The following is an 11454-nucleotide window of genomic DNA, read 5'->3' on the forward strand; positions in this document are numbered from 1 at the left end:
CCGGGCAGGTTTAACCGCCCGCCGACGCACTGTCCACAGCGGGAAGCGGCATGGTTTCATGAAAAAGGGCGCAGCTCGCGCCGCGCCCTCACCGTTTAAGTATTTGATCAGATTTTCCGGCGTTTAGGCCTCAAGGATATCGTCTGCGTCGTCTGTTTCAGGGCGCTCGAATTCCAGCCCGTGGGAAGCGCGGATCTTGTCCTCGATGTCAAAGGCAACAGACGGGTTTTCCTTCAGGAAGGTCTTGGCGTTTTCCCGCCCCTGCCCGATCCGTTCATCCCCGTAGGAGAACCAGGCGCCGGACTTGTTGACGACACCGGCCGCCACACCCAGGTCCAGCAGCTCGCCCATCTTGGAGATGCCTTCGCCATACATGATGTCGAACTCCACCTGTTTGAACGGCGGCGCGACCTTGTTCTTCACCACTTTGACACGGGTTGCGTTGCCGACCACCTCGTCCCGGTCCTTGATCGCGCCGATGCGGCGGATGTCCAGGCGGACGGAGGAGTAGAATTTCAGTGCGTTGCCGCCGGTTGTGGTTTCGGGCGAGCCGAACATCACGCCGATCTTCATGCGGATCTGGTTGATGAAGATCACCATGCATTTGGAGCGGCTGATGGAGCCGGTCAGCTTGCGCATTGCCTGGCTCATCAGACGGGCCTGCACACCAACGTTGCTGTCGCCCATATCACCCTCAAGTTCGGACTTCGGGGTCAGCGCCGCCACCGAGTCGACGATCACCATGTTGACCGCGCCGGAGCGCACCAGGGTGTCGGTGATTTCCAGCGCCTGTTCGCCGGTGTCGGGCTGCGAAATCAGCAGCTCATCCAGATCAACGCCCAGCTTGGCCGCATACTGCGGGTCCAGCGCATGTTCCGCGTCGACAAAGGCGCAAACGCCGCCCTTCTTCTGCTGTTCTGCAATGCAGTGCAGTGTCAACGTCGTCTTGCCGGAGCTTTCCGGGCCGTAGATTTCAATAATCCGCCCCATCGGCAGGCCGCCGATCCCCAGCGCGATGTCGAGCCCCAGAGAGCCGGTCGAGCTTGCCTCGATCTCGTGCATGGCATTGCCATCGCCGAGCTTCATGATCGAACCCTTGCCGAACTGCCGCTCAATCTGGGCAAGCGCGCTGTCGAGCGCCTTTTGCTTGTCACCGCTTACTTTATTTTTCATGGTCAAAAGATCCGCCATAGTCCCTTGTCCTTTTCTATGTGTCACACACCGGGGCGCGCGGCAATCACTGCTTTGTTCACCTCTTGTTCCTTATGAGATCAAAAAGAGAACATTGCAACAAGTTTCTGGTGTACCCACTTCGGGAGCTGGATGTTAAAGATTGGTTTATGGTTAATCAGCAGCAAGAATTTTTACCGGGCAGTTGACGGAATGATGATATTTTTCAAGGAACGGCTGGCGCTTCTGTCTGTTCCCAAGACCGGCACCACCGCGTTTCAAGCGGCTCTGCGCGACCGCGCCGACATGGTGATTTCCGATCCGCCTGAGCTGAAACATGCGCCGCTCTACCGCTACAACCGCTGGATCCGGCCAATGTTTGAAAAGGTCTGCGGCACTGAACTGGAGGTTGCGGCTGTCGTGCGCGAACCTGTCAGCTGGCTGGGCAGCTGGTACCGGTACCGTCAACGGCCGGCGCTGGACGGCAAGCCCAACTCGACCAAAGGGATCAGTTTCGACGACTTCCTGCGCGCTTATTGCAAAGGCAAGCCGCCCGCCTTTGCCAACGTCGGCAGCCAGGCGAAGTTCCTCGAGGCCCAGCCCAATGGCTGCAGGGTGAACCATCTTTTCCGCTACGAGGATCAGGAAGCGCTTAAAGGGTTTCTTGAATCTCGTCTGAACACCGGAATTCGCCTGGAACGCAAAAACGTCAGCCCTCAAGCGCCTTTGAACCTCAGCTCTGAAGCTGAGGCGCATCTGCGGCGCAAGCGCGCGGCTGAGTTCGAATTATACAGCAGCATTCCGAGCCGCTGAAAGACAACCCGCGGGATCCGGCAGGTTGTCAGATCAATGCAGCTGCGCGTGCACTGTCTCGGTCAACTGGTTGAGAGAGAAAGGTTTTGGCAGGAAGACAGAGTTCGGCACATCCGGCTCTGCTTCGCCAAAGGCACCCTCTGCATAGCCGGAGACAAACACTACGCGGGTATCCGGGCGTTCCTTCAGCGCCTCGCGGACCCAGCTGGGGCCGTCCATGCCTGGCATCACCACATCTGTCACGAATACATCTACCGTAAGTCCGGGATCTTCAAGCGTGCGCAGGGCGTCTTCAGCAGATTCGGCCTCCAGCACCGTGTAGCCGCGCATCCTGAGCGCGCGCGACGCGAAGGCACGCACCGGCGCCTCGTCCTCGACCAGCAGCACAACCCCTTCGCCGTGCTGAGCGGCGGCAGCCTTATCGGCCGCAGCTTCCGGTTTCTCCGCGGCCAGTTGCTCGGCCTGCTGCTTGTAGACCGGAAAGAACAGGGTGAACTGCGTTCCGTGGCCTTTCACCGAATCGACAAAGATATAGCCGCCGGTCTGCTTGATGATACCGTAGGCCGTGGAAAGCCCCAGACCGGTCCCCTCACCCGTGCGCTTTGTGGTATAGAAAGGTTCAAACACCTTTTGCAGCTTGTCCGGGGCAATCCCGACACCCTCGTCTGAGACCTTCACCGTCACCCAATCGCCGGCAGGCACTGTTGCCCGGTTGCGCTCCAAAGGTTTTTCAAGCGAGACAACTTCGGTCTCAACCCGGATTTCACCGCCCTGAGGCATCGCATCGCGGGCGTTCACAACCAGGTTCATCAGAACCTGTTCCAGCTGCCGCTTGTCGGCCCGGATCGATTTCATCACAGGATCGTGGCTGAGCGTCAGGGTGACCCTCTCCCCGACCAGTCGGTTCAGCAGATGGGTCAGGTCGGACAGCGTATCCCGGACATCCAAGGTTTCCGGCTGCAATGTCTGCTTGCGGGAGAACGCCAGCAATTGGCTCACCAATGACGCCGCCCGGTTTGCGTTTTCATGAATCTGAATCAGATCGCCATAGTCCTGGTCGCCCTGATCGTGGCGCAGCAACAGCAGATCGCAATGGCCGGAAATCGCCGTCAGCAAGTTGTTGAAATCATGCGCAACACCGCCTGCCAGCTGGCCGATTGCCTGCATCTTCTGGCTTTGGACAAATTGCGCCTCCAGCGTCTTAAGCTCTGTGGCGTCATTCAGAACCGCAATGAGCAGCGGCGTCCCGTCTTCCACCACGCGGGTCAGCGTAACCTGGACAAAGACCTCCTTGTCAGAGCGCGAAAGCCGCAGGAATTCCGACTTGTTCGGGGCCAGCCCGTCGGCTGTGTCGCGCAGCCAATCCGACATCGGGCGGCCAAGACCCTCCATAAGCTGGCCCAGTTTCAGGCTGGCGCAGCTGTCGACCCCAAGAAGCCGGAGCGCCATCCGGTTGCTGCTCAGGATCTCTCCTGTAGGCGCCACTTTGAGGAAAGGCACCGGCAGCGCCTCGAACCCGGCCCGGGCGGATTCAAAACTGCTTTCATCCACCTCCATCAGAAACAGTTCGCTGCGGCCCTGGGTCCGGTTCTGCTCGCTCACGAGCACCTGCACAGGCCCCTTCTTGGTGCTCAGCGTGTTGATCTGCCCCGGCAGCACCGGAAGCGACGGAAACAGGCGGTCCGTGGACTTCACCCGTTCGCCGATCAGGCTGCGTGCGGCCTCGTTCATGAACAGCACCGTGCCAGTGCGGCCCACGGTAATCATCGGAACCGGTAACGCATCGGCGCCGCGGCCATTGCCGCCCCGATCCAGAATATCCTCGACCCTCCACAGGAAACTGCCGCCGCTCATCTGGTGCACCGCCAGACGAACATGTCCTCGGCGGGTGACAATATCCTCACGTGCCGAACCGTCGACGCGGGCGCGGCTTTGCAACCGGTAGAGCACCGCAGAGGGGTTGGCGAGGATTGACCGCAGCGAGCCCGCCAGCGTTTCGCGGCCGGCATCTTCAAACCGTTTCACCGCAGCGCCATTGCACGCGTGAATCATTCCGTCACCGTCGGTGACAAAGCTGGGGGTTGCATCCTTTTCGATGAAACCTGTCAGCAATTCCGCTGCCATCGCCCGCGCATTCAACCGCGTCCGCGTCTGCACCACCAGCAGCGCTGCAACCGCTGTCAGCGTCAGCCCCACCATGACAAATCCGCGGCCCATCCAGTGCGGCAGCGGCAGGATCCATGGCGCTGCCATCAGCATTAACGCCAGCAGCAGTGTTGCGGCCAGCCGGGCGTGTTCAGGTGCGTAAACGCGCAGTTCCGGAACGGAGGTTTCTAGGCGACCGGACATTGCGGCTCCATGGTCAGTGCATATTGCCGCCATAACGCGGCGGTTTAGGTTAAAACCACGTTAAGAAACACAAAGGTTCTACTGCCGAAACCCTAACAACCGCGTTTTGCGCGCGTCAACACGGCAACATAGAAGCCATCAGTGCCGCCCTGTACCTGCCATCCTTTCTGATCCGCCAGATGCCAGTCCTGGTTTTCCTCGGTAAACCTTTGAACCTGAGCGCTGTTTTCGCCATCAAGCATGGAGCAGGTCGCATAGGCCAATACCCCGCCCGGCGTCACCAGCCCGGCAGCCTTGCGCAGGATTTCTCCCTGGATGCGTTGCAGATCCGCCAGCCCTTCGGCGGTCAGACGCCATTTACCTTCGGGCGCCCGGCGCCAGGAGCCCGAGCCGGAACAAGGCACGTCGCAAAGAACCAGATCAAACGGCCCGTTGCGGGCCAGATCACCGGTTGAAACAAGCGTAATCGCCGCCCCGGCCCGCGCGGCACGCTCTGGCAAATCTTTCATCCGCCGCGGATCAGCGTCATGCGCGAAACTCTGGAGACTGGCCCGGGCCGCCATGGCCAGAGACTTGCCGCCGCCGCCAGCGCAATAGTCCAGGACCTTCATGCCATCCTTCAGCGGCAGACGGTCCGTCACAGCCTGGCTGGCCGCATCCTGAAGCTCAACAAGACCATCCTGATAGGACTTGGAATTACGCAATTTACGCGCGCCTTCGGTCACTTCCAGCGCGGTCCCCGCTGCAGGATGCGGCTCGGCAGTAATGCCTTCGCCGGCCAGGGCTTTCATCGCCTTTTCAACAGTTCCGCGCGCGGTGTTCACCCGCAAATGAACCGGCGCCCGGCTGCGCAGAGCCAGCGCCGCAGCCTCAGCCTCAGCGCCAAGGCTTGCGCGGAAGTCCGGCCACAGCCATTCAGGAATATCCAGCGCTTCCGCCCCCGAAGGCGCGGACGGCAGGTCCCGTTCGCTGGCCGTCAAAGGCGCAGGCGCATGGCCTTGGCCAGTAAAGAACTCATCGGGATCCCGCCCCGTCTCGCGCAGCGCGCCCAGGATCAGCCCGCGGCCGCTGCGGCTGCCGCCAAGGGCAGCATGCGAGCGCAGGCAGCGCACCGCATCAAATACGTGATCGCGCACTGCGGCCCGGTCCTTTGACCCGGCAAATCGGCTGCGGCGTCCCCAGGAAGTCAGCGCCTTCTCGGCGGGTTCCCCCGCCAGCACCTGATCCAGGATTTCGATGGCCGCCTGCAGGCGGGCGGCGGGGGTCATGCCCCTGCCCCGTATTCCGCGTTCTTTTTACAAGCGGCCATCATGGTCTCAGCCCACCCGGTAGTTCGGCGCTTCGCGGGTGATCTGCACGTCGTGCACGTGGCTTTCTTTCAGCCCGGCGCCGGTGATGCGGACAAAATTGCAGTTCTTGCGCATCTCGTCGACGGTTGCGCAGCCGGTGTAGCCCATCGCCGCCCGCAGGCCGCCCACCAGCTGGTGGATCACTGCGTTTGCACCGCCTTTATAGGGCACCTGACCTTCGATCCCTTCCGGCACCAGCTTGTCGCTGGCTGCATCCTTCTGGAAGTACCGGTCGGCGGAGCCGCGCGCCATGGCGCCCATGGACCCCATGCCACGGTAGGATTTGAAGGAACGGCCCTGATAGAGGATCACCTCACCGGGGGACTCATCGGTGCCGGCAATCATCGAACCGACCATGGCGCAGGAGGCGCCCGCTGCAATCGCCTTGGCGAAATCACCCGAGAACTTGATGCCGCCATCTGCGATAACCGGCACATCGCCCGCAGCTGCGGCGCAATCCATGATCGCGGTCAGCTGCGGCACGCCAACACCCGCCACCATGCGGGTGGTGCAGATGGAACCCGGACCGATGCCAACCTTGACCGCATCGGCGCCTGCATCAATCAGCGCACGGGTTGCTTCACCAGTAGCAACGTTACCGGCAATCACCTGGATGTTGCTGTACTGCGCCTTGATCCGCTTCACAGCTTCGATCACGCCGGCGGAGTGGCCGTGCGCGGTATCCACCACCACAACGTCCACGCCAGCATCAATCAGCGCCTCGGACCGCTCATACCCGCTGTCACCGACGGAGCTGGCGGCAGCCACACGCAGGCGGCCCAGCTCGTCCTTGCAGGCGGTGGGGTTCAGAACTGCCTGTTCGGTATCCTTGAGGGTCAGCAGGCCCGTCAGCTTGCCGTCCTTGTCAGACACCAGCAGCTTCTCGATCCGGCGCGCCTTCATCAGCGACTTGGCCTCTTCCAGATCGGCCGGCTCCTGCAGCATCGCCAGATTGTCCGACGTCATCATCACCGAAACCGGTGTGCTGGCATCGGTGGCAAAACGCATGTCGCGGTTGGTCACGATGCCAACCACACGGCCGGATCCATCAACCACCGGAAAACCGGTGACGCGGTAACGCTCCTGCAGCGCCTGCGCATCTGCCAGCGTCTGATCCGGGGTCAACGTAATGGGGTTGTACACGATACCGGAGACGAACCGCTTGACCCGGCGCACTTCGCGGGCCTGTTCCTCGGAATTGAGGTTCTTGTGGATCACGCCCATGCCGCCGGCCTGCGCCATCGCAATCGCCATCCGCGCCTCGGTCACGGTGTCCATCGCCGAGCTGAGAAGCGGAATATTGAGGGCGATCGACTGTGTCACCCGTGTGCGCGTATCCGCGGTGTTGGGCAGAACGCTCGACGCGCCTGGCACCAGTAGAACATCATCAAAGGTGAGAGCCTCACGAATCTGCATTGGTCGTCCTCATGCATAACCCCGTTTGGCGGTGACCCTATGGCACAGAACCTTGCGGGTGGAAAGAGGCCGGCACCAAGAATTCCTGCACCGCAGCAATTCTTTGGCAACAGGCTGATCTGGGTCAATGCGCAGGGCGCAGCCGCAGCTATCAGTAAAGCTGCAGAAATGACTCAGGGTTTTGCAATGTCCGCCCCCTTGAAAGACATCACCGTTCTGGACCTGACCCATGTTCTGGCAGGCCCCTATTGTTCAATGATACTGTCGGACCTCGGTGCCAGGGTGATCAAGGTTGAACGAGCCGGCGCAGGCGACGACACCCGCGCCTTCCCGCCCTTCAAACACGGCAGCAGCGCCTATTTCGCCACCATCAACCACGGCAAGCAAAGCATTGCGCTGGATCTGAAAGCTCCCGGGGACCGGGAGGTTTTTGAACGCCTGCTGGCGCAGGCTGATGTGCTCCTGGAAAACTACCGTCCCGGCGTGATGCAGCGCCTTGGCTACGGCTGGGAAGAGTTGCACGCCCGGTTCCCCCGGCTGATCTACGGCGCAGTCTCGGGCTTTGGCCACACCGGCCCCGACGCCCTGAAACCCGCCTATGACATGGTGGTTCAGGCGCGTGGCGGCGTCATGTCGATCACCGGCGAGAAAAACCGCGAGCCGGTTCGGGTCGGTGCCTCCATCGGCGATATTGTTGCAGGGATGTTCCTAGGCCACGGCATTCTCGCGGCACTTCTGGACGTGCAGAAGACAGGCAAGGGCCGCTTCATCGACGTCGCCATGCTGGACAGCCAGCTGGCCTTGCTTGAGCACGCCATCGCAATCACCACCGTCACAGGCGAAGCGCCGCAACCTTCCGGCGCAAGGCATCCGTCGATCACCCCGTTTGAAACCTTCCATGCTTCGGACGGACTATTCGTGATTGCGGCCGGCAACGACGCGCTGTTTACCCGGCTCTGCGATGCCCTGCAACTGCCGCTGGCCGCAGACCCGCGCTTTGCCACCAACCCGGCGCGCTGCGAAAACGCCCGCCTTCTGAAGCGCTTGATCGAAGCAGTGACACTGGACCATCCCACAGAGCATTGGATCACCCTGCTAAGCGAAGCTGGTGTGCCAACTGGCCCGATCCAGACCGTGGATCAGGTGCTTCGTGATCCGCAGATCCTGGCTCGAAACATGGTTGTTGATGTGCTGGATGAGGACGGCCGCCCGGACAATACATCTGCCGGCAACCCGATCAAGATGAGCGGCCTGCCCGACCCGGTCACCCGCCGCCCTGCCCCGCGGCTTGACGGCAACCGGACAGAGATTCTGACGTGGCTTGAAGAAGTTGAAGAGCAAGCGGCATGTTGACCCAAAGCCCGCCCGGAAAACGCATTTGAAACTCATCAATTCGTCAAAAATGGCGTCAGCAGACGGGAAAATGCCGCCCATCGCCTTTCGCTTGCCGCAAAAGCCCATATGCTCCGCCTAAATTGCGGAATGAGAAGGCCACAGGCATGACTGACGAACCCCTCGTTGTGTTTACCCCCTCCGGCAAGCGCGGGCGTTTCCCCGCGGGCACGCCGATCCTGACAGCCGCCCGGCAGCTCGGTGTCGATCTGGACTCGGTCTGCGGCGGCCGCGGCATCTGCTCCAAGTGCCAGATCACGCCCTCCTACGGCGAGTTTCCCAAACACGGGGTGACCGTGGCCGAGGGGGCATTGAGCGAGTGGAACAAGGTTGAGCAGCGCTACAAGGACAAGCGCGGCCTGATCGACGGCCGCCGCCTGGGCTGCCAGGCCACAGTGCAAGGCGACATCGTGATCGACGTGCCGCCCGAAAGCCAGGTCCACCGCCAGGTGGTGCGCAAGCGCGCCGAGGCCCGCGACATCACCATGAACCCCTCCACCCGGCTGTACTATGTCGAGGTGGAAGAGCCCGACATGCACAAGCCCACCGGCGACATGGAGCGGCTGATTGAGGCGCTGGACGCCCAATGGGACCTGAAGGGCGTCAAGACCGACCTGCATATCCTGAACGTGCTGCAGCCCGCCCTGCGCAAAGGCGGCTGGAAAGTTACCGTTGCCGTGCATCTAGGCGATGAAAACCACCCTCCCAAGATCATGCATATCTGGCCCGGCTTCTATGAGGGCTCGATCTATGGTCTGGCGGTTGACCTTGGCTCGACCACCATCGCTGCCCACCTGTGTGACCTGAAAACCGGTGAGGTCGTGGCCTCCTCCGGCATCATGAACCCGCAGATCCGCTTTGGCGAAGACCTGATGAGCCGCGTTTCTTATTCGATGATGAACAAGGGCGGCGACCAGGAGATGACCCGCGCGGTGCGCGAGGGCATGAACGCGCTTTTCACCCAGATCGCAGCTGAGGCAGAGATCGACAAGGCGCTGATCGTGGATGCCGTTTTTGTCTGCAACCCGGTGATGCACCACCTGTTCCTCGGCATCGACCCGTTTGAGCTGGGCCAGGCGCCCTTTGCGCTGGCGACCTCCAACGCACTGGCACTACGCGCGGTGGAGCTGGATCTGAACATTCACCCCGCCGCCCGTGTTTACCTGCTGCCCTGTATCGCCGGGCACGTCGGTGCCGATGCCGCCGCTGTGGCGCTGTCCGAAGCCCCCGACAAATCCGAAGACCTTGTGCTGGTCGTGGACGTGGGCACCAACGCCGAGATCCTGCTGGGCAACAAGGAGAAGGTCCTCGCCTGCTCCTCCCCCACCGGCCCGGCTTTTGAGGGCGCCCAGATCTCCAGCGGCCAGCGCGCCGCCCCTGGCGCCATCGAACGGGTTGAGATCAATCCGGAGACCAAGGAACCCCGCTTCAGGGTGATTGGCTCCGACATCTGGTCGGATGAGGACGGTTTCTCGGAATCCATCGCCACCACCGGGATCACCGGCATCTGCGGCTCAGGGATCATCGAGGCGATTGCCGAAATGCGCCTGGCAGGCGTACTGGATGCCTCTGGCCTGATCGGTTCCGCTGAGCAGACCGGCTCTGCCCGCTGCATCCAGGACGGGCGTACCAACGCCTACATGCTGTGGGATGGCTCCGCCGAGGGCGGCCCGACCATCACCGTGACCAACCCGGACATCCGCGCCATCCAGATGGCCAAGGCCGCGCTCTACTCCGGCGCCCGCCTCCTGATGGACAAGTTCGGCGTCGATACCGTGGACCGCGTGGTGCTGGCCGGCGCCTTTGGCGCGCATATTTCTGCAAAGCACGCCATGGTCCTGGGCATGATCCCGGATTGCGTGCTGGAGAAGGTCACCTCGGCCGGCAACGCCGCAGGCACCGGTGCCAGAATTGCGCTTCTGAACACCGAAGCGCGCGGCGAGATTGAGGAAACCGTGCGCCGGATCGAGAAGATTGAAACCGCCGTCGAACCCCGCTTCCAGGAGCATTTCGTGAACGCCTCGGCGATCCCGAACTCGGCGGAACCCTTCCCGATCCTGGAAACCGTGGTCACCCTGCCGCAGGTGAATTTCAACACCGGCGGGGGTGACGGTGAAGGCGCGGGCGGCGGCCGCCGCCGCCGTCGCCGCGGCTAAGCCGGAACCGGAAATAATTTCGCTGCGGCGCCCTTGACCTTGGCGCCGCAGCGGCCTAATCCTGCCCTCACAAGCGGGTATGGTGAAATGGTATCATGCGAGCTTCCCAAGCTTAAGGCGCGGGTTCGATTCCCGCTACCCGCTCCAGCCTCCCCTATTTTTCAGATACTTGCCGAACGCACTCCCGGCGCAGCCGTTTGACTGCCCGGGTCAAGCACCAGCCAGCTGTTTGTGCTAAACTGGCGCCGCACGCCCGCGTGGACCGGGCTGTTAGTTTGGGAGGGTACCAGTATGACACGCCACTTTTTTACCGCCGCACTCCTGTGCGCCTTCAGCGCCGGATCTGCTGGAGCAGGAACAACCTGGGAACAGGGCGGCACCGGGACCGGCACCGCAAGCAACTCCCCTACCGAGATTGCTGACGACCACATGGTGATCCAAACCAGCAGCACCTATGAGAACGTCGAAATGGAGGACCCCGGTCATCCTATGAACGGTGCCGCAGGCCCCTGTTTCGGCGCGGTTGAAGTAGCTCCATCCGGCGTCACCGGCGGCGGCATCTGCGCCTTCACCGACAAGGCCGGCGACAAGGTGGTGCTGCATTGGCACGCCGAGGGGATGGACGCCTCCGGCGCCCTGACCGGCAGTTGGAAGCTCAGCGGCGGAACCGGTCCCTGGGCTGCAGCCGAAGGCGGCGGCAAGTTTTCCTCCCTCACTGATCCGGCAAGCGGAAACTTCGTCAACACGATTACCAGCAGCGTTACACTGCCCTGAACGTCGCCGCGGGGCACTCCCGCCCCGCCGCTTCA

The 11454-nt window shown here is 62.0% G+C and carries 8 protein-coding genes and 1 tRNA gene; 5 read left to right on the forward strand and 4 right to left on the reverse strand.

What is annotated here, in order from left to right; translation table 11 throughout:
• Positions 1–123: 123 nt before the first annotated feature.
• Entirely contained in the window at positions 124–1191 is a 1068-nt protein-coding gene (recA, locus tag RA26_RS09790; protein WP_039183208.1) for a recombinase RecA, read from the reverse strand.
• A 192-nt stretch (positions 1192–1383) separates the two neighbouring features.
• Here recA and RA26_RS09795 point away from each other — a divergent pair, with 192 nt between their 5' ends.
• Positions 1384–1983 carry a sulfotransferase family 2 domain-containing protein gene (locus RA26_RS09795; protein WP_039183211.1) on the forward strand — a complete coding sequence of 200 codons (600 nt, stop codon included), beginning with the start codon at positions 1384–1386 and terminating at the stop codon, positions 1981–1983.
• A 33-nt stretch (positions 1984–2016) separates the two neighbouring features.
• Here RA26_RS09795 and RA26_RS09800 read toward each other — a convergent pair whose 3' ends face one another.
• The 3 genes from RA26_RS09800 to guaB form a co-directional block, all read right to left on the reverse strand.
• Positions 2017–4332 (reverse strand): ATP-binding response regulator, encoded by a 2316-nt coding sequence (locus RA26_RS09800; protein WP_039183215.1) that lies wholly within the window; start codon positions 4330–4332, stop codon positions 2017–2019.
• Positions 4333–4424: 92 nt separating this feature from the next.
• Entirely contained in the window at positions 4425–5600 is a 1176-nt protein-coding gene (locus RA26_RS09805) for an RsmB/NOP family class I SAM-dependent RNA methyltransferase (RefSeq protein ID WP_039183217.1), read from the reverse strand.
• 48 nt (positions 5601–5648) lie between these two features.
• Entirely contained in the window at positions 5649–7097 is a 1449-nt protein-coding gene (gene guaB / locus RA26_RS09810; RefSeq protein ID WP_039183220.1) for an IMP dehydrogenase, read from the reverse strand.
• A 186-nt stretch (positions 7098–7283) separates the two neighbouring features.
• On the opposite strand from guaB, the gene RA26_RS09815 reads away from it, so the two are divergent.
• The 4 genes from RA26_RS09815 (at position 7284) to RA26_RS09830 (ending at position 11419) form a co-directional block, all read left to right on the forward strand.
• On the forward strand, positions 7284–8450 hold the full coding sequence (locus RA26_RS09815) for a CaiB/BaiF CoA transferase family protein (protein WP_039183223.1): 1167 nt from the start codon (positions 7284–7286) through the stop codon (positions 8448–8450).
• Positions 8451–8596: 146 nt separating this feature from the next.
• Positions 8597–10645 (forward strand): ASKHA domain-containing protein, encoded by a 2049-nt coding sequence (locus tag RA26_RS09820; RefSeq protein ID WP_052272365.1) that lies wholly within the window; start codon positions 8597–8599, stop codon positions 10643–10645.
• Positions 10646–10718: 73 nt separating this feature from the next.
• Positions 10719–10792: transfer RNA gene (locus tag RA26_RS09825), tRNA-Gly, on the forward strand.
• Positions 10793–10936: 144 nt separating this feature from the next.
• Positions 10937–11419 carry a hypothetical protein gene (locus RA26_RS09830; protein ID WP_039183229.1) on the forward strand — a complete coding sequence of 161 codons (483 nt, stop codon included), beginning with the start codon at positions 10937–10939 and terminating at the stop codon, positions 11417–11419.
• Positions 11420–11454 lie beyond the last annotated feature (35 nt).

The sequence above is a fragment of the Leisingera sp. ANG-M7 genome (genome assembly GCF_000813965.1).
Classification (GTDB): Bacteria; Pseudomonadota; Alphaproteobacteria; order Rhodobacterales; family Rhodobacteraceae; genus Leisingera.

Bases quoted from the DNA above. Each gene is read 5' to 3' on its own strand.
- RA26_RS09830 (WP_039183229.1), top strand. From the start codon at position 10,937: ATGACACGCCACTTTTTTACCGCCGCACTCCTGTGCGCCTTCAGCGCC.
- RA26_RS09805 (WP_039183217.1), bottom strand. From the start codon at position 5,600: ATGACCCCCGCCGCCCGCCTGCAGGCGGCCATCGAAATCCTGGATCAG.
- RA26_RS09820 (WP_052272365.1), top strand. From the start codon at position 8,597: ATGACTGACGAACCCCTCGTTGTGTTTACCCCCTCCGGCAAGCGCGGG.
- RA26_RS09800 (WP_039183215.1), bottom strand. From the start codon at position 4,332: ATGTCCGGTCGCCTAGAAACCTCCGTTCCGGAACTGCGCGTTTACGCA.
- RA26_RS09795 (WP_039183211.1), top strand. From the start codon at position 1,384: ATGATGATATTTTTCAAGGAACGGCTGGCGCTTCTGTCTGTTCCCAAG.
- RA26_RS09815 (WP_039183223.1), top strand. From the start codon at position 7,284: ATGTCCGCCCCCTTGAAAGACATCACCGTTCTGGACCTGACCCATGTT.
- recA (WP_039183208.1), bottom strand. From the start codon at position 1,191: ATGGCGGATCTTTTGACCATGAAAAATAAAGTAAGCGGTGACAAGCAA.
- guaB (WP_039183220.1), bottom strand. From the start codon at position 7,097: ATGCAGATTCGTGAGGCTCTCACCTTTGATGATGTTCTACTGGTGCCA.